At 34.4% G+C, this 17,887-nt stretch carries 17 protein-coding genes and 1 pseudogene; 10 read left to right on the forward strand and 8 right to left on the reverse strand.

What is annotated here, in order from left to right; genetic code table 11:
• Positions 1–21 precede the first annotated feature (21 nt).
• From J6569_RS07515 to J6569_RS07550, 8 genes are all read left to right on the forward strand, one after another.
• A complete protein-coding gene (locus tag J6569_RS07515; RefSeq protein ID WP_034912235.1) occupies positions 22–585 on the forward strand; it encodes an iron transporter in 564 nt (187 codons plus the stop codon).
• A 96-nt stretch (positions 586–681) separates the two neighbouring features.
• The gene (locus J6569_RS07520) at positions 682–1,932 is read left to right on the forward strand and encodes a Fe-S-containing protein (RefSeq protein WP_296318160.1); all 1,251 of its coding nucleotides are present in this window, start codon (positions 682–684) and stop codon (positions 1,930–1,932) included.
• A gap of 23 nt (positions 1,933–1,955) precedes the next feature.
• Positions 1,956–3,242, forward strand: a complete 1,287-nt coding sequence (locus J6569_RS07525; RefSeq protein WP_065589492.1) for an ABC transporter permease — start codon at positions 1,956–1,958, stop codon at positions 3,240–3,242.
• A gap of 17 nt (positions 3,243–3,259) precedes the next feature.
• Positions 3,260–4,402: an FtsX-like permease family protein gene (locus J6569_RS07530; RefSeq protein WP_085163999.1), complete on the forward strand. Its 1,143-nt coding sequence runs from the start codon at positions 3,260–3,262 to the stop codon at positions 4,400–4,402.
• A gap of 10 nt (positions 4,403–4,412) precedes the next feature.
• The gene (locus J6569_RS07535; protein ID WP_065561315.1) at positions 4,413–5,072 is read left to right on the forward strand and encodes an ABC transporter ATP-binding protein; all 660 of its coding nucleotides are present in this window, start codon (positions 4,413–4,415) and stop codon (positions 5,070–5,072) included.
• A 20-nt stretch (positions 5,073–5,092) separates the two neighbouring features.
• Positions 5,093–5,572 (forward strand): DUF4418 family protein, encoded by a 480-nt coding sequence (locus J6569_RS07540; protein WP_085164000.1) that lies wholly within the window; start codon positions 5,093–5,095, stop codon positions 5,570–5,572.
• 85 nt (positions 5,573–5,657) lie between these two features.
• Positions 5,658–6,869 carry an ABC transporter permease gene (locus J6569_RS07545; protein ID WP_296318161.1) on the forward strand — a complete coding sequence of 404 codons (1,212 nt, stop codon included), beginning with the start codon at positions 5,658–5,660 and terminating at the stop codon, positions 6,867–6,869.
• Positions 6,869–7,534, forward strand: a complete 666-nt coding sequence (locus tag J6569_RS07550; protein ID WP_296318162.1) for an ABC transporter ATP-binding protein — start codon at positions 6,869–6,871, stop codon at positions 7,532–7,534. Before J6569_RS07545 ends, J6569_RS07550 begins: the two co-directional genes overlap by 1 nt.
• Positions 7,535–7,558: 24 nt before the next feature.
• Here the strand turns inward: J6569_RS07550 and J6569_RS07555 are convergent, their stop codons facing one another.
• On the reverse strand, positions 7,559–8,140 hold the full coding sequence (locus tag J6569_RS07555) for a nucleoside triphosphate pyrophosphatase (RefSeq protein ID WP_296318163.1): 582 nt from the start codon (positions 8,138–8,140) through the stop codon (positions 7,559–7,561).
• Between the two features lie 252 nt (positions 8,141–8,392).
• Between J6569_RS07555 and J6569_RS07560 the strand changes: the two genes are divergently transcribed.
• The gene (locus J6569_RS07560; protein WP_065589497.1) at positions 8,393–8,821 is read left to right on the forward strand and encodes a universal stress protein; all 429 of its coding nucleotides are present in this window, start codon (positions 8,393–8,395) and stop codon (positions 8,819–8,821) included.
• 365 nt (positions 8,822–9,186) lie between these two features.
• Here J6569_RS07560 and rlmL read toward each other — a convergent pair.
• From rlmL to J6569_RS07590, 7 genes and pseudogenes are all read right to left on the reverse strand, one after another.
• Positions 9,187–9,531: pseudogene (rlmL, locus tag J6569_RS11270) on the reverse strand (23S rRNA (guanine(2445)-N(2))/(guanine(2069)-N(7))-methyltransferase); the annotation flags it as partial.
• A 106-nt stretch (positions 9,532–9,637) separates the two neighbouring features.
• Positions 9,638–10,189, reverse strand: a complete 552-nt coding sequence (locus J6569_RS07565) for an MltR family transcriptional regulator (protein ID WP_296318164.1) — start codon at positions 10,187–10,189, stop codon at positions 9,638–9,640.
• 6 nt (positions 10,190–10,195) lie between these two features.
• On the reverse strand, positions 10,196–11,359 hold the full coding sequence (locus J6569_RS07570; protein WP_296318165.1) for a mannitol-1-phosphate 5-dehydrogenase: 1,164 nt from the start codon (positions 11,357–11,359) through the stop codon (positions 10,196–10,198).
• A 78-nt stretch (positions 11,360–11,437) separates the two neighbouring features.
• Positions 11,438–13,315, reverse strand: coding sequence for a PTS mannitol transporter subunit IICBA (locus tag J6569_RS07575; protein WP_065589501.1), 1,878 nt, complete (start codon positions 13,313–13,315; stop codon positions 11,438–11,440).
• Positions 13,316–13,695: 380 nt separating this feature from the next.
• Positions 13,696–15,816: a bifunctional 23S rRNA (guanine(2069)-N(7))-methyltransferase RlmK/23S rRNA (guanine(2445)-N(2))-methyltransferase RlmL gene (gene rlmKL / locus J6569_RS07580; protein ID WP_296318166.1), complete on the reverse strand. Its 2,121-nt coding sequence runs from the start codon at positions 15,814–15,816 to the stop codon at positions 13,696–13,698.
• Between the two features lie 433 nt (positions 15,817–16,249).
• The gene (locus J6569_RS07585; protein WP_085164009.1) at positions 16,250–16,741 is read right to left on the reverse strand and encodes a hypothetical protein; all 492 of its coding nucleotides are present in this window, start codon (positions 16,739–16,741) and stop codon (positions 16,250–16,252) included.
• 166 nt (positions 16,742–16,907) lie between these two features.
• Entirely contained in the window at positions 16,908–17,324 is a 417-nt protein-coding gene (locus J6569_RS07590) for a hypothetical protein (protein WP_296302613.1), read from the reverse strand.
• Between the two features lie 369 nt (positions 17,325–17,693).
• Between J6569_RS07590 and J6569_RS07595 the strand changes: the two genes are divergently transcribed.
• Positions 17,694–17,887 (forward strand): DDE-type integrase/transposase/recombinase (locus tag J6569_RS07595; protein WP_296318167.1); only part of this gene is annotated, 194 nt, incomplete at its 3' end.

Consider the following 17,887-nt stretch of genomic DNA (forward strand, 5'->3'; position numbering starts at 1 on the left):
AACTAAGAGAAGGAGTTTTCAATGAAAAAATTAATTTTATCAGCAGGTATTGCTTCAATACTTGCCTTATCTTCATTCGTTCATGCAGCAGCACCGGCACCTGGCGAACAAAAAGGATTTGAAGAGTTTCCAATTGGTGATGAAGTAACCGTGGGGCCATTACACATTGGTGCTGTTTATTTCCAACCTGTTGATATGGAACCCGCTGGTATGGGTGGTTTACCAGCCTCAAAATCAGACATGCACATTGAAGCTGATATTTCAGCTGCAGAAGGTAATAACTTAGGTTATGGCGTAGGTGATTTTGTTCCTTACTTAACTGTAAAATATAAAATTCAAAAGCAAGGCAGTGATAAAGTAATTGAAGGTAACTTTATGCCAATGAATGCATCTGATGGTCCTCACTATGGTAATAATATAAAACTAGATGGTGCTGGTAAATATAAAGTAACATTTATGATTGAAAATCCAGAAAAACAAGGTTATTTACTACATGTTGATAAAGAAACAGGTGTGGAAGGACGCTTTTGGAGCAAACCTATCGAAGTTTCTTGGGACTTTGATTACATTCCACGCGCATGGTAATGATTTTAAAATAACTAATTATATTAAATAATTAATAATCAGTTATTGGTGAGCATTATGCTCACCAATAATATTTGCAATAGTTAGGCAATGAATATGCTTCAATACCTTATCAATATTACCGATAATACTTTCGTTCCAGCAATGATGATGGCATTACTGAGCGCTGCAATTATAAGATCCACGCCTCATCATATTAAAAAAATTATTTTGTTTGGTTTTGTATTGGGCTTTATTGCTGCATTGATTTATGCCATTTTAAAACGCAACACAGGGTTTGCTGTTCGTGAATATTATGATCTTGGAGTGATCATACCTTGGGTTATTATTGCTATACCGTTGATTGTTGCTATTTGCTTGCAAAAATCCACCCATAATCGAACTGGTAAATTCTTTTTTACAATGTTATTTGTGCTAAGTATTGGTTTGATAAGTGCACAGTCTTTACCTAATTTAATGCTCTATCCATTCGAATTTTCTGTCGGAATGGACTCTATTTTTAATAATGATTACTTGTTTAAATGGGTTGGTTATGGATTTGCTTTACTTATAATCTTGTTAACTGTGCTATTTACTTTCCGTATATGTGGACGATTATCGACAAAATTTATTTTTGCTATTACTTCACTGTCAATTATTATTTTCACTATTCAAAATAGTATTAATATTCTACAAATTTTGATTGTTAGGCGTTTTATCTCATCCCAACCATGGATGATGGAGTTGATTATTTTTATTCTTGGTCATGTTAATTTCTTTATCTTTATTTTCATGGCAATTGTGCTTTGTTTAGCCAATGTTTTGTATATCAAATCAAAAACAACTTCGTTAGTGGGTAATAACCCTGCTCAAATTCGTAAACTTAAAGCACAATTACGTAGCGATAGAAGATCTGCCCTAATGATTATGGCAGGTACAGCAATAACCGCATATACTGTGACGCGCGCACGTTACATTTTTGAAAAAGGCGTAGAACTTACACCGGCAGAGCCTATATTGACTAATGCTGATGGCTTAATTGTTATCCCTCTCGATAAAGTGAACGACGGTAATTTACATCGTTATGGTTATCAGGCAACAGATGGAACTTTAGTTCGCTTTATTGTTATTAAAAAAAGCGATAATGCTTATGGTGTAGGTTTTGATGCTTGCGATATTTGTGGTGCAAGTGGTTACTACCAACGCGGTGATCAAGTCGTTTGTATTTTGTGCGATGTAGTAATGAACATTGCAACGATTGGATTTTCAGGAGGATGTAACCCAGTTCCACTTAAATACGAAATTATTGACGGCAATATGGTGATTCGTCCAGCTAACCTTGAAGCAGAAAAAAGTCGTTTCAAATAAAAGCGTATTAAAAGGAATATTGTATGTTTTGTAGAATGTTATTAAGTGTTTTAATTCGCCAAAAAAAGAAACTTTTTCTTATTGCCTTAACGGTTGCATTGGGTGTTTCGCTTGCTACTGCTATGCTAAATGTAATGTTTGACGTAGGTGATAAGGTGAATCAAGAGCTAAAAGCCTATGGTGCTAATCTCAATATCGTTCCTCGTGGTAGTGCTGTCATTAATGAAATGTACCAGCTTGATAACAATGATAGTGGGCAAGCTGTGCAATATATTAAAGAAGAAGAACTTGTTAGAATTAAGATGATTTTTTGGGCTTATAATATTGTTGATTTTGCACCTTTTCTAACAACTCAAGCGACATTTCATGATAAGCCAATTACGGTGGTAGGTACTTGGTTTAATAAACATCTTAATATTCCAACAGGTGATCAGGTTGATACGGGCATGTTAGCCATGAAATCATGGTGGACAATTGAAGGAAACACCATGACCGATGATAATTTGCAAGGAGCTATGGTGGGTGAATCTGTAGCCAAACAGTGGAATCTAAAGCTAGGCGATACGATAGATATAATTTCAACGAAAACAAACAAAAAGTTTACATTAACTATTAACAATATTTTTCATAGTGGTGGTGCTGAAGATACGCAAATTTATGTCTCTTTACCAGTTGCACAAGATCTTGCCGATAAAAAAGGACTAGTTGAACGTGTTGAGGTTAGTGCATTAACAACCCCAGAAAACGAATTAGCTCGTAAAGCAGCACAAGATCCAAACAGTTTATCTAGAACAGAATGGGATACATGGTATTGCACTGCTTATATTAGCTCAATTGCATACCAGCTAGAAGAGTTAATGCCTGATGTACGTGTTAAAGCTATTATGCAAGTTGCTGAGTCAGAAGGATCTATTTTACAAAAAACACAATTACTAATGTTATTATTAACTATCTTATCATTGATTTGTTCGGCGCTTGCTATTTCGAATTTGGTTACTGCTAACGTTATAGAGCGCAGTACCGAAATTGGCCTATTAAAAGCGCTTGGTGCAACTAATACAGCTGTTGCAATGCTAATATTAACTGAAATCTTTATTATTGCTTTACTTGGTGGAGTTTTTGGTTACTTTATTGGTTTTGGTTTTGCGCAAATTATTGGTCATACAGTGTTTGGTTCTTTTGTTGAGCCTAAGATGATAATTATTCCTTTAGCCCTAATTATGGTGATCTTAATTACCTTTTTAGGTAGTTTACCAGCATTGCGTATTATGATGTTTTTGCGTCCAACTGATGTGTTACATGGTCGATAAGGTGAAAGGTAAGTCTCATGATCAATAAAAATAGGCGCTTTATAATTAAAACCGTGTTAAGTTCACTTATCCGACGCCGTTCTCGCATTGCCATCGCCTTGCTTGGCGTTGCTATTGGAGCAACGGTTCTTCTTGGTATGATCACACTTTGTTATGATATACCACGGCAAATGGGACAAGAATTCCGTTCTTATGGTGCCAATCTTCTACTACTACCTGCCAATAATCAATCAACGGTAGCAATGACAGAGGTTAATAAAGCGGTTACCTTTTTACCAGAAGATAAATTACTTGGTGTTACCCCATTTCGTTATAATTCAATTCGTAGTAATCAGCAACCTTATACTATTGTGGGGACCGACTTTAAACAAGTTGTAAAAACCAGTCCTTATTGGTCTATTGAAGGTTCAATACCACAAAATTCACATGAAATAATGATTGGTACTGATATTGCTAACTTTGCTAAATTAAACATTGGTAGCACTATGCCGATTTCCGGCAAATCTAAACAAGATTCTCGTTTTGATGAAGAACTCACCGTTACAGGTATTGTTAAAACTGGACGTTCCGAAGATAACTTTATTTTTGTTGATCTGCACGATTTAGAAGAATTACTTGAAGAAAGCGAGCAAGCCGAAGTTGTTGAAGTAAGCATTGCCGCCACAGAAACAGAATTAAAACAGTACATTGAAAAAATAAAAAAACAAATGACAACAGTTGAACCTCATTTAATTAAATGGGTGACAAAGTCAGAAGCATCTGTATTAGGCAAACTGTCCTCGTTACTCTATTTAGTTACTTTTGTTGTACTCGTTCTTACCATGATTTGTGTAGCTACCACTATGATGACAGTGGTAATGGAGCGTCGTAAAGAAATTGGTCTTAAAAAAGCGATAGGAGCCAACAATAAAAGTATTGCAAAAGAGTTTTTAGCTGAAGGATTAGTTTTAGGTGTTATTGGTGGCTTTATTGGGGCTATATGCGGGCTTATCTTTGCTCAAATTATTAGTACCAATGTGTTTGGACGTTCAATTATTATTGAGTTTTATCTGATCCCAACCACTATCATTATCTCAGTGATAGTAACGGTAATTGCGTGTTTAATTCCAGTAAAACGTGCTCTTGAAGTAGAGCCTGCGTTAGTATTACGCGGTGAATAGGATATAAAGTATGAATATGCTCGAAGTAAAAAATGTGTCTAAAATTTATGGTTCACTACATGCACTGTCTGAAGTAAATTTAACAGTTGAAGAAGGTAAATGGCTATCAATTATGGGACCTTCTGGTAGCGGTAAAACAACTTTGATGAATATCATTGGTTGTATGGATAAACCTTCACTTGGTTCAGTGATTTTAGACGGGCAAGATATTACTCAGCTTTCTTTGTCAGAATTAACCGAAATACGTCGAGATAAGATAGGTCTGATTTTTCAACAATTTCATTTAGTATCGTATTTAACCGCACTAGAAAACGTCATGCTTGCTCAATATTATCATAGTATGGTTGACGAAAAAGAGGCTATGCAAGCACTCGAACGTGTTGGGCTTGCTGCTCGAGCTAAACACTTACCTAGGCAGTTATCAGGTGGCGAACAGCAACGTGTTTGTATTGCTAGAGCATTGATTAACTATCCAAAACTGATTTTGGCCGATGAGCCAACTGGTAATTTAGATGAAAGCAACGAAGCGATGGTCATGAATTTATTACATGAGCTGCACAAAGAAGGCAGTACCATTATTGTAGTTACTCACTCACTAGAAGTGTCAAAACATGCACAAACCACTGTAGTACTAGAGCACGGCAAAGTTGCACGTGTAATTGATAATTAATCAACTGAAGGTTGTTATATATGAAAAACCGTCTTATTTCATCAAGTATTTTTATTATTATTGGAGTATTAATTATCTTATTTCCATTATATATATTGCCAGTTTGTCCTCTTCCAGATGTTGTAACCATGCCTGTTGATACATTGAATCACGCTAGTAGCGAGGTAGCACATAACGGGCATATACATAGTGGCGCAGGAAAAATCATGAAATGTTTTTGGACAGCAAGAGCTGAAATTGGCATTGGTTGTTTAGTGATAGCCATTGGTGCATTGCTACTAACTAGCCGTACTGCTTTTGTGCGAATGGGATTAAGTATGGCACTTGCGTGTATTTCTTTATTAGTAGCGGCTATACCAACAATTCTAATTGGTGTTTGCGGTAATGAAATGATGCGATGCAATATGGGATCTAAACCGGCCTTAGTTTTATTATCAGGTTTATTATTTATTGCCGCTGTTATTAACATCTATTACTTAAATAAAACAACGAAAAATTGATAGAGTTTTGTTAGCAAACAAAGACCACACTTATCTTTACCAGATATAGGTATAACATTTAAATCCAACAAGCAGGGAAGTCAATATGTGCGAAAAACCGATCACCATGGCAAATTTAGCATGGCGAAATATTCAGCGGCGACCGTTTAGAAGTTGCTGTTTGATTATCATCATTACGCTTTTTTCGGCAACGCTGTTTGGTGGAAGTATACTGATGAAAAATCTCAGCCTTGGTATTTCAGGCATGGCTAACAGGTTAGGTGCTGATATTCTTATTGTGCCTAATGGTTACGAAAAAAATATGGAAGTTGCCTTATTGCGTGGTGAACCGAGTACTTTTTATTTAAAAGTAGATTTGATTGATAAAATAAAAGGTATCAAAGGTATTGAGGCCATTTCACCTCAGCTATTTATTGCTTCATTAAATGCAGGATGTTGTTCGTCTAAAGTCCAATTAATTGGTTTTGAACAGCATACTGATTTTATAATTAAGCCTTGGTTACAATCACAACTTTCAGAGCCATTGACTGATAATCAAGTCGTTGTTGGTTCTAAAATTAGTTCTGATGTGGGCGATGAAATCTTATTTTTTAATCATCCTTTTAAAATTATTGCTAAAATGGATAGCACAGGGATGGGATTTGATACCTCTGTCTTTATGACTATGTCGGCAGCCCAATCATTAATGAAAAATGCAAAATTAATTGAAGGGGATGTCGACCATTTTGCTGATTATGCCTCGTCGATTTTCATTAAGGTCAATTCAGATTATCAACCTAAAGATATTGTTAATCAAATTATGCCCAGATACGCCATTGACTATAATATTGATTTTATTATGACCAAAGGTATGTTAAGTAATATATCAAAATGGTTAACTAGCTTTTCAACTATTGTATATAGCCTATCGGCTATTTTTTGGGTTTTAGCTATTATTGTGATTTTTGTGATATTTTCTTCAAGCTTAAATGAACGCAAGCGTGAAATTAGCTTATTACGAATATTAGGCGCTTCACGGCGTGATTTAGTTAAAATGTTGCTTCGTGAATCTTTAATAATTAGTGGATTAGGCGGAGTTAGTGGCATTGTTATCGCCTCGGTATTACTTTATGCATTTAGCTTATTGATCTGCCAATCTATTGGTTTGCCGTGTGTAAATATCTCAATATTTGATGCATTATTATATGCAATTGTTGTTTTTATTCTTACGTTAATTATAGGACCTTTATCAAGCTCCTATAGTGCCTTATCAATGACTAAATTTGATACTTATAGTACCCTTAGAGAGGGCGAATAATGTTACTGAATGTTAAAAACCTACGTAAAGATTACACAAGAGGGCAACAAACCTTTTCAGCTGTGAATAATGTTAGTTTTTCAATGGCAAAAGATGACTTTATATGCATTATGGGTAAATCAGGCAGTGGTAAAACCACTTTGCTAAATATGATTGCTGGTTTACTTACACCAACGCAAGGAAAAATCACTATTAATAATACAAATTTATTTGATCTTAATGATCAGCAAGTATCTGCCTTTCGTAATCAGCATATTGGTTATATTCCTCAAGGTAGCAGTTTACTACCTAATTTAACAGCAATTGATAATATTCGACTGCCTTTTTATTTAACCAAGCGAGAAAACCAAAATCCCTTAAATGAAGCTAAGAGGTTGCTTGAAAAAGCCAAAATAAGCCATTTGCAAGATGCATACCCAGCTAATATGTCGGGCGGTGAAATGCGCCGTATTGCGATATTGAGAGCACTGATTTGTAAACCACAAATGATTATTGCTGATGAACCAACAAGTGATCTTGATGAAGAAAGCGCTGCTGAAATCATGCAATTACTGACTGAAATTCATCAGCAAGGCACTGCGTTATTAATTGTCACTCATGATCATGATGTTGCCCGTTATAGCCAAAAAGTTATGAAAATGTCAGCTGGACGATTTATTGACTAATGGGTTTAGTTATTAACTGAATTGTTATATTAAAAGTGGATTACAACCCATGTCGATCATAATTTTATTGAGTTTTAATAATGGCAACCCAACTAATGAATTAATATCATCACCTTCAAGTTTATCAAACAGGGTGATGCCCAGTTCATCACATTTAAAACTACCAGCACATTGTAGTGGCTTCTCTTTGCTAATGTAAGCATCAATTTCTGAATCAGTTAAATGCCGAAAAGTCACCTTAAATGGTTCGCAAATAGTGATTTGTTGTTGTGTTTTGGTATTAATTACTGTCATCCCAGTATAAAAATAGAAAGCTTTACCACTACTTTGTCGAAGCTGTTTACGGGCATTATCAATTGTATGCGGTTTGCAAACAATATTACCGTCTAACACACCAACTTGATCAGAGCCAATAATTAAACTATCAGCAAACTGCATAGCTAATGATTGGGCTTTAAGTTTAGCTAGCCGAACCACCAATTGCTTAGCTGACTCACCTGCTAGTGGTATTTCGTCACAAATTGGTGGCATACACTCAAAAGGGATAGCTAATTTTTCAAGCACTTTTTTACGGGATACAGATGTTGATGCTAATATGATTCTCATTTTAATTATCTCTTAAAATCCAAGCAAAAGGGTGTTCATTAAACCCGATATGACCATTACGATCAACTACGTGTTCTAACTAGATTTTTATATTGGATTGATAAATAATATAGCGAACGTTGATCTCCATCATAAAATGAATAAAAAATAATTAAAGATTAAATTTAAAATTAGTATCATACTAGCTAGGTAAAACCTGTTTTAGTTTCGCTGAATATATAATCTAATCTATAACAAAGCAAGGAGGGAGTTATGTACAAAAAAATTTTAGTTCCTATCGATGTGCTTGAAGATGAATTAACTAAAAAAGTCATTCCACATGTAGAGTGCTTAGCCAAACTGTCTAATGCCCAAGTTATCTTTTTTCATACATTACCAGTCGCTTCAGCCATTGTGAATGTTTACTCATTTGGTTTTGACGAATTTAAGGATAAAGCTACAGTACAAACGGAAAAAGACTTGCATAAACTTATTGACTCGATTGATTTACCGCGTGAAAATGTATCCTTTTCTATTGCATTTGGTAATCCAAGGGATGAGATTCTCCGTTTAGCGGAAGAAATTCAACCCGATTTAATTATTCTAGGCTCACGTCGTCCTAATATCTCAACTCATCTTTTAGGATCTAATGCTTCTGGGGTGGTTCGTGGTGCTAAAACTTCGGTGTTAGTTGTTAGGTAGGATGATTAAGTTTTTTTGAAAAATTAAATAAAATTAGGTGAATATCCCAATGAATTCTTTTTAAATATTTAGAATTACAGGTTTCGGGTGTTATAAACTTCAGTGATCATTTCTATACGATGACAACACCCGAATTAAACCAGTTATACCACAGCCTTTAAAAACAATCTAAGGAGATATGTTTACATACCCAAGAGTAGCTTAAGTCATCGCTCGGTTTTAACATACTAGTTGTGAATTATTTAGGACATTGTAAAATCATGCCAAACATCTATGTTTAGCATACTAACATCGTATTAGTGCCCAGTACCCTCTAACGGCTATTTTGATATTCGGGTGGATTAGCTGTTTTCCAGCTCCGTCTATTAATGTTTTACAATAAAACAGCAGTGAATCTGTTTGTTGCGTTTAAAATCCAGCGAAAGGGTTTTATTATTAATTTCTTGATAGGTGAGCCCCAGATTCTGCATACCACTACTATCCATTTTAAAACTACGCTTATTGTTGGAGAAAATGATAGTATCATTAGGTCTTAACAGACGTTTTAAATCCGTCATCAATTTTAAGTGATCACGCTGAACATCAAAGGTATTATTCATGCGTTTCGAGTTTGAAAATGTGGGCGGAAAGATAAACATTAAATTGAATTGAATTGTTCATCAGCTTAAGATAAATAGAGCAAAACAATCCGCCTAAATTAATCGATGTTTTTACTCGTTAAATTATTTTTTTTAAATTGCGAATCATTTCTTTAAATAGATATAAGTGACGAGCAGAGTAAATTTAACGTATCAACAAAATATACAATCAATATTATTATGGAAAATAGTCAATCTTTTGTTTATTAATGATTCGAACCGTTAACTCTGTGATAGCGATGATGAGTGCCGAGCGTATCATTTGTTGATAGCGATTTTGGTAAATGGAAGATTTTAAAGTATTGACAATACCTGATTGTTTTACTTTTTCGTGTTGCGATTCCCAGCTTGGTGGTAATACCATATCATGTAATAAGCTAATAGGACCTAAAATTTCATCATCTAAATAAGTGTATTGTTTGTCGTCTAGCTCTAGTTCGTCCAAAACAGCAATCAGTAGCTCTATATCTTCGTAATCCTCACGAGAAATAATACCCAACACATAAAGCAGTTTTAGGCACACTGAGGTATCATTGAGAGGTCCATTTTTACCCACCAATGAGGGAATAACAAATTTAATGGCGTGAGGCTCTTTTCGGAAGACTTTAAGAATCAATTTGTTGACATTATCATTAATTAATTTAATGGCAACTTTTAGCAAGCTGTGAATATCAGCTTGCTGGTTGAGTTTTTCTAATATTATATCTTCTTGTAATATCGATTCTGACATTGAGAATTAGACAAATTGATGATCTTGCATTGCAGTATAAATTTCTTCAACCTTCATAACAATAGAATTATTAACGTCAATACCAGAGATTTCACAAAAAGCTTGTTTAACGCCTTTTTCAGTAATGAGTTTTTTTAGTTTAACTGCTTGCTCATCATCATTATTACGATAGTTAAGCGCAGCAGCAACTCCAATTAGTAAGTTAGTGTTTTTAACTTGATATTCAAAGGTGCCAAGTAATGGTTTTATTAAACGATCGTCTGCACCTAATTTACGAATTGGCTGACGCCCAACACGTGCAGTATCATCCTGTAAATAAGGATTTTCAAAGCGGGATAATATTTTTTCAATATATGCCATGTGTTTTTGCTCATCAAAATTGTAACGTTTGATAAGTACTAACCCGCTCTCTTCCATGGCTCCGCGTACAATTAAACGAATACGTTCATCTAGAATTGCATCACGTATTGTGCCAATACCATTATAAAATCCTAAATAAGCAGTTATTGCGTGACCAGTATTAAGTGTAAATAACTTACGTTCCACAAAAGCCATTAAATTATCAACGGGTTGCATGCCTTTAATGGTTGGAATAATGCCTACAAATTGTGTTTCATCAACAATCCATTCCGAGAAAGTCTCAACAGTCACTTCTAGTATATCGCCTGTTTTTGATGTTGCAGGTGGTACAATACGATCCACCGCAGAATCGACAAAACCGATATGGGTGTTTGTCCATTGCTGAATTTCTTCTGGTAGCGCTTTAAAGATTTCTTGTTTAAATTGGCTGGTACCTCGTACCATGTTTTCACAAGCAATAATATTAAGTGGCTTACTGTTACCTCGATTATGTCTTGCAATAATTCCTTGGGCAATCGTTGGAGCAATACGCGCTAAAATTTGTGGACCAACGGCAGTGGTGAGTAAATCAACGCTGGCAATATAATCGATCACTTCATTAGAGGTGCTATTAATTCCATCAACATTTTTAACTATTTCAGTTGTAGATTGCTCGCCAACAACATTTACCTGATATTCATGACGAGTGGCGATGGCATCAATAATTTCCTGATTGACATCCGCAAATGTAACTTGTACACCAGCATCGGATAGTAATTTGCCGATAAAACCTCGCCCAATGTTACCTGCGCCAAAGTGTAGTGCTTGCATAATAATAATCCTTAACTTTATAATTTAATTTTAAATATTTCACTCTATTTCCCGTGTAAAGTGGGAAATAGAAATAGGTTAACTTAGTATTGCTAAAACTTCTTCAATATTATTTGTCGTTGCTAATTTTGCAATAATAGTTTCATCATCTAATGCATTAGTCAGTTTTGCTATGACATCAAGATGTTCATTATTGTGAGCAGCAATACCAATCACAATTTTTGCTTTATCATCTTCTTCATCACCAAATTGGACCCCAGCAGGGTATTGGCAAAATACGATACCAGTTTTAATAACATCGTCTTTTGATTCAATAGTGCCATGTGGAACGGCTATTGATTCTCCTAAATAAGTTGATGTTAATTTTTCACGCTCTAGCATTGCTTCAATGTAAGTTGGTGTGACATAACCATTATCAACCAATTTTTGCCCTGCAAAACGAATTGCTTCTTCTTTATTTTTAGCGGTTAACCCTAAAAAGATATTTTGTTGTGATAATTTAAATAGGGGAATATTATCAGTCGATTGATTGCTTATAGGCACTGTTTCACTTGCTTCATTATTTGCTTGAGAGCTTAAAAGATCCGCCACGAGTTGGCTATATAATTGACTATCTAAAAAGTTAGTTAATGAAATATGATGTGCATTTGGTGCGTGTTGTTTTGCTCGATCGGTTAAGTCTTTATGTGTAATAACAATGTCAACATCATCAGGCAGATTATTAATTGCTACATTAGTGACAAAAATATCCAAATCTGCATCTTGAACTTTTTTGCGTAATACTCCTGCGCCCATAGCACTTGAGCCCATTCCTGCGTCACAAGCCACTATAATTTTTTTAACTTTAGTAAGATCAAGTGTACCATTTACAATTCCTTTTGATTCATTTTTCATTTCAGAAATATTCGATTTTGCCTCTTCAAGGCTTTTATCTGCTTCTTTGGTGGTTTTTAATAAAATAGCGGAAACGATAAAAGTAACCATTGTTGCTGCAATGACAGAAATAATTACGCCAAACATTGATGATTTTGGAGTGACCGCAAGAACGGCGATGATTGATCCTGGCGATGCTGGTGAACTTAAACCGGCACCAAATAGTGTTAAAGTAAATACTCCGGTCATTCCACCTAAAATCACTGCAATAATAAGGCGAGGGTTCATTAATACATATGGGAAATAAATTTCATGAATTCCCCCAAAAAAATGAATGATTGCTGCACCACTGGCTGAACTTTTTGCAGAACCTTTACCAAGCAACATATAAGCAAGTAATAAACCTAATCCAGGACCAGGATTTGCTTCGATTAAAAAGAAAATAGATTGAGAATGCTCTGCCGCTTGTTGAATACCTAATGGTGAAAATATACCGTGGTTAATTGCATTATTTAAGAAAAGAATCTTGGCAGGTTCAATAATAATTGAAGTTAAAGGTAGTAAGTTATGCTCAACTAAGAAATTAACAGCAAGAGTTAATTTACTTGATGCAACAACGACAGAAGGTCCAATTGCAAAAAAAGAAAGCAACGCAAGTAGCATGCCAATAATACCAGCTGAAAAATTATTGACTAACATTTCAAAGCCACTTTTGACTTTTCCGTCTATGGTTTTATCAAATTGTTTTATTACCCAGCCACCAAGTGGTCCGACTATCATAGCACCTAAGAACATCGGAATATCTGCACCAACAATGACCCCCATTGTCGTAATTGCACCGACAACGGCGCCTCGTTCACCGTGAACTAATTTACCGCCAGTATAACCAATCAACAGTGGTAATAAGTAAGTGATCATCGGGCTAACTAACTTGGCAATGGTTTCGTTTGGGTACCAGCCCGTTGGAATAAAAATAGCGGTAATAAATCCCCAAGCAATAAATGCGCCGATATTTGGCATGACCATATTACTTAAAAATCGTCCAAAATTTTGAACTTTTAATTTGATGTTTGAACTTGTCATAATATAAAACTTTCCTTATTGATTGTATAATCATCATGCTGTTATTGTAGAAGGATTTAGTTATTCAATTCATTAAAAAAAATTGATAAGTGTGATGAGTATCACATTGTTAAAATGGGTCTATTTTTTGTTTTTGTGATTAAGATCACTCTTCTGGAAGGTGGTAAGAGAAAAATATACTAAAACGTATAGTTTCCTGAAACTTTTTTACAAGATTGAATTTTATTATTAGTGATTACTGCTTATATATTATTTAGCAAATCAAACCCAGCTGAAATGGTTTAATTTTGATTAAAAATGCTCAGTAAAGTTTTTAATTTTGTTGAATGTTTTATTTTGTCATAATTTTAATAAATTAACCGCCTTATGGCGGTTTGTGTTTATTGATGTTTTACAATAAAACAGCAGTGAATTTGTTTATTGCGCTTAAAATCAAGCGATAGCGTTTTATTGGTAATTTCTTGATAGGTTAACCCTAGGTTTTGCATACCGATACTATCCATTTTAAAACCACGCTTATTATTCGAAAAGATAATTGTTCCATTAGGGCGTAACAAGCGTTTTAAATCGGCCATCAATTTTAAGTGATCACGCTGAACATCAAAGGTATCGTTCATCTGTTTCGAGTTTGAAAATGTCGGCGGATCGATAAAAATTAAATCGAATTGATTATCAGCTTGAGATAAATAGAGCAAACAATCCGCCTGAATTAATCGATGTTTTTTACCTGTTAAACCATTTTGTTTTAAATTACGATCTGCCCATTCCAAATAGGTGCGAGACATATCGACCGTGGTGGTTGATTTTGCTCCGCCAAGTCCAGCATAAACCGTTGCACTACCTGTATAGGCAAATAGGTTTAGAAAGTCTTTGCCTGCACTCATTTCACCAATCATTTTTCGTGCTAAGCGATGATCTAAAAACAGTCCTGTATCTAAATAATCGGTCACATTAACCCAAAATGCGGTTTTGCGCTGATTAATCGGGTATTCATGGACTAAAAAATAGTCCTGTTTTTGTCCTAGCTTTTGGTATTGCTGTTTGCCTTTTTGCTTTTCTCTTGTTTTTAATACTAACTGATCGGCGGTAAGCTCAAGCACTGACATGGTAGCATTTATAGTATCAAAAAGCCGTTGGCGAGTTTTTTGTGGATCGATGTTTTTCGGCGCTGCGTATTCTTGCATCACTATTTTATCTTTATAACGATCGATAGCGACATTGTATTCAGGCAAATCTGCATCATAAAGTCGATAACATTCCAGTTGTTCTTGAGCAGCCCATTTTTCTAACTTTTGTTTATTTTTGCGTAATCGGTTAGCAAAATCAGCCGCAGGCATAGTAAAATTTGTGATTGCTTCTTCAGTATTACGCTTAGCAATGACATAATTTTTTTGTATACAGTCGAGAGGGCCATTTTTTGCTTTGAATTGTCTTTCTGCTCTCATTTGTAAGCAATCTAACAATTGTGGCGCACCGCTAAATAATGATAAACGCCATCCACCAAAATTTTGTTTGATTTGTCGACCAAGTGCCGTATGCAAAGCAATAAGCGCAGGTTCGCTTTCTAAGCGTTCTCCATAAGGTGGATTACTGATGATCATGCCTACCGTTTCAGTTGGCAATGGATTGGTCAGTTGTGTCACATCTTGCATCGAAAATGTAATTAAATCCTCCACACCTGCTTGAAGAGCATTTTGTTTAGCTCGTTCAAGTACCGTCGCATTATTATCATAACCGATAAATGCAGTGTTTGTTTTAGATACGTTATGTTTTGCGGTGAAAAGCAATTCGTTCCACAATGTCGGGTTAAAGCCTTTCCAAGCAAAAAATCCCCACTGTTTACGATGTAAACCAGGAGGGATTTGTGATGCGATCATTGCCGCTTCAATTAGTAATGTACCTGAACCACACATCGGATCGAGCAATGGCTCAGTTATTTTCCAACCAGAACGCATAATAATAGTTGCCGCTAGGCTTTCTTTTAGTGGGGCTTTCCCTGTTTGCTCTCGATAACCACGCTCATGTAAACTATTACCACTTAGATCTAAAGATAGTGTGACACGGTTTTTATTTAAATAAGCATGAAGTCGAATATCGGGATCTTGTTTTGCTACATTAGGACGTTCATTAGTATGACGCAAAAAGTGATCAACAATCGCATCTTTGATCTTTAGCGCACCATATTGACTATTACGGATAAACTCGTTTACGCCAACAAAATTAATCACGAAAGAGTTATCAACAGCAAAAATATCTGGCCATTTAATATTAAACACACAAGAGTACAGATCCAAATCGCTATAGATGTCGAACTCGGCAATAGATAGAAAAATGCGAGATGCCAAACGCGACCATAATAATGATTGATATAGCGTTTTGTCATCGGCATCAAAATAAACACCACCTTGCGCAATTTTACAATTAATTGCACCAATTTGTTCTAACTCTTTTTTTAATAACTCTTCAAGCCCACGAGACGTGCTGGCAAATAGCGTTTTCATGCATAACTCACTTAACAATAAAATTGTTGGCATTATACCGACTAATTGCAATAGTGGGAAATAAAGGCTGATATTAGTTAGATGAATATTGGGGTAGTTTATTAATAATCAGAAAAGTTTGGCGGTAATGAAAATTAATGTTAGTTTAGTAGAAGAATTAAAATGTAATCTAATAAAGCATCAAGATATTTATAATATGACGCCTATTGAATTTAAACACGATAACAGGCAGTGTAATTTTCTACGTGAGTTTTGTGCTAAAAATTTGGTATTTACAGTAGCTTTTGAGATATCCACATAATTAATAAAATTGCCTGTTTCAGTTGCGTTTGTTATTTCTTTTCAAAATCTATAATATGAATTATCAAATTTTTGCAAAGCATCAATTAGAATTCTTTAACCCTGCCATTGGTTTTCCTTTATGAGAATAACTTCATTTATATTTTTCATAAAAATCGTTATATATCTCAACTATATCTTTATTCTCACTCTTTTTACATTTGTTAATAAAAGAGTTTTTTAACTCTTTGTAATTCAATTCTAATAGCAATTCTGCAATTCTTCTATATATGAAATCATCAGAAGAATCGAGATATTTTAAAACCATTTTTGGTAGTGTTTTCTTTACAATATTATTATGTCTATATTTGAATAATATATCTCTAGCTATTGGAATATGATCTATATTGCCGCCTATTGATATTTCTATGACAATAGGAATTAAATTATCTAGCTCTTTGTCGTCAAAATCTTCATCTCTTACAAACCTTAGTGCTGTTCCTTGTTCTGACAGAATTTTAAGAGCAAATAATAATTGATCAAAATACAGATTTGATTTTTTGAAGTAGTATTTAGCTGAAAATAATTTTTTTTCAGACTCTTTTAAGCGGAGCCATTCTATAGAATATTTGTCTTTATCTTTCATTTTTTATTGCTACACAGCATGGAACAAAATAACTTTTCAAAATCATTCGTAGATTTTTATATTGTCTGAAAAATTTGTTGCCATCCAACATAATTTTTTGCTTGAGTCAGGTAAAGTATGCAGAAATGGATAGCAGAATTAGTTTATAGTATCCAATTTTTAAATATTACAGTTCTATCGAGAATAACATAACATTATCCGAAGTTGTAAAAAATGATATATAGCTGTTTATTTCGCATGTGCCAGATGTTTCTATAAAAATAATATCTCTTCCTAGTGACAAAACTAAAATACCTGTATCTTCACAAGATATCACTTTAGCCTTGAAAAACATGTTGTTATTAATTAAATAAAAGCCATACCCAGGTATTTTTTCAAGAGTTATATTCTTACCCCACTCAAAAAAATCATCGATTTCTAATTCAATATTATAATATGTGTTTGATAATGATTTACTATTGTCCCAAATCGCAACACCACATCCTAAATCAGATTTGAACTCTACTAAATTCTCGTCTATTTTACTTACTAAAGTAATTTTCATTTTTTTATGGTATTTAATAACTCTATTATTAGTATTCATTACATTATCAACAAGATCGGAATTACATGTTTATTCATGATAATGGTGTTTTGTTTGCTTGCTTGCTATTTATTTCATGATTGCTATAACAAATACATTATTTTGCATCATGGGACGTGATTCTATCATAATTTGGTAAGCTCTTTCTAGGATGCTTGCTTATTTGAATAAAAACTTAATTTAAATGCAAATTGATATCATAAGGTGTAATAGTCTTTATTTGTAGGATTTACTAGCGTTATTTACAGTAATTTGAGAAGCTACTGTAAGGAATATACATAAGAAAACAAAACTAACGCCTTGTTAAGCTATTTGCCTGAGGTAGAATTTAACAAATAGCTACCCCTTAATTTTGTTGTTTGAACAGGTGTGGTCATTCCACACTACATAGACCGCCATTTAGTGTGTAATACATTAAAACAAGCCTTATTTCGGCGTCAATTTCCTAAAAATGTACTCATTCATAGTGACCAAGGAAGCCAATATTGCAGTGCTGATTTCAAGCAATTATTGTTACAATATGGACTAAGGCAAAGCATGAGTCGAAGAGGCAACTGCTTTGA

The sequence above is a fragment of the Gilliamella sp. genome (genome assembly GCF_024104075.1).
Taxonomy (GTDB): domain Bacteria; phylum Pseudomonadota; class Gammaproteobacteria; order Enterobacterales; family Orbaceae; genus Gilliamella; species Gilliamella bombi.

Excerpts from the sequence above, each read along its gene's own strand:
- J6569_RS07515 (WP_034912235.1), top strand. The coding sequence starts at position 22 with ATGAAAAAATTAATTTTATCAGCAGGTATTGCTTCAATACTTGCCTTA.
- J6569_RS07520 (WP_296318160.1), top strand. The coding sequence starts at position 682 with ATGCTTCAATACCTTATCAATATTACCGATAATACTTTCGTTCCAGCA.
- J6569_RS07525 (WP_065589492.1), top strand. The coding sequence starts at position 1,956 with ATGTTTTGTAGAATGTTATTAAGTGTTTTAATTCGCCAAAAAAAGAAA.
- J6569_RS07530 (WP_085163999.1), top strand. The coding sequence starts at position 3,260 with ATGATCAATAAAAATAGGCGCTTTATAATTAAAACCGTGTTAAGTTCA.
- J6569_RS07535 (WP_065561315.1), top strand. The coding sequence starts at position 4,413 with ATGAATATGCTCGAAGTAAAAAATGTGTCTAAAATTTATGGTTCACTA.
- J6569_RS07540 (WP_085164000.1), top strand. The coding sequence starts at position 5,093 with ATGAAAAACCGTCTTATTTCATCAAGTATTTTTATTATTATTGGAGTA.
- J6569_RS07545 (WP_296318161.1), top strand. The coding sequence starts at position 5,658 with ATGTGCGAAAAACCGATCACCATGGCAAATTTAGCATGGCGAAATATT.
- J6569_RS07550 (WP_296318162.1), top strand. The coding sequence starts at position 6,869 with ATGTTACTGAATGTTAAAAACCTACGTAAAGATTACACAAGAGGGCAA.
- J6569_RS07555 (WP_296318163.1), bottom strand. The coding sequence starts at position 8,140 with ATGAGAATCATATTAGCATCAACATCTGTATCCCGTAAAAAAGTGCTT.
- J6569_RS07560 (WP_065589497.1), top strand. The coding sequence starts at position 8,393 with ATGTACAAAAAAATTTTAGTTCCTATCGATGTGCTTGAAGATGAATTA.
- J6569_RS07565 (WP_296318164.1), bottom strand. The coding sequence starts at position 10,189 with ATGTCAGAATCGATATTACAAGAAGATATAATATTAGAAAAACTCAAC.
- J6569_RS07570 (WP_296318165.1), bottom strand. The coding sequence starts at position 11,359 with ATGCAAGCACTACACTTTGGCGCAGGTAACATTGGGCGAGGTTTTATC.
- J6569_RS07575 (WP_065589501.1), bottom strand. The coding sequence starts at position 13,315 with ATGACAAGTTCAAACATCAAATTAAAAGTTCAAAATTTTGGACGATTT.
- rlmKL (WP_296318166.1), bottom strand. The coding sequence starts at position 15,816 with ATGAAAACGCTATTTGCCAGCACGTCTCGTGGGCTTGAAGAGTTATTA.
- J6569_RS07585 (WP_085164009.1), bottom strand. The coding sequence starts at position 16,741 with ATGAAAGATAAAGACAAATATTCTATAGAATGGCTCCGCTTAAAAGAG.
- J6569_RS07590 (WP_296302613.1), bottom strand. The coding sequence starts at position 17,324 with ATGAATACTAATAATAGAGTTATTAAATACCATAAAAAAATGAAAATT.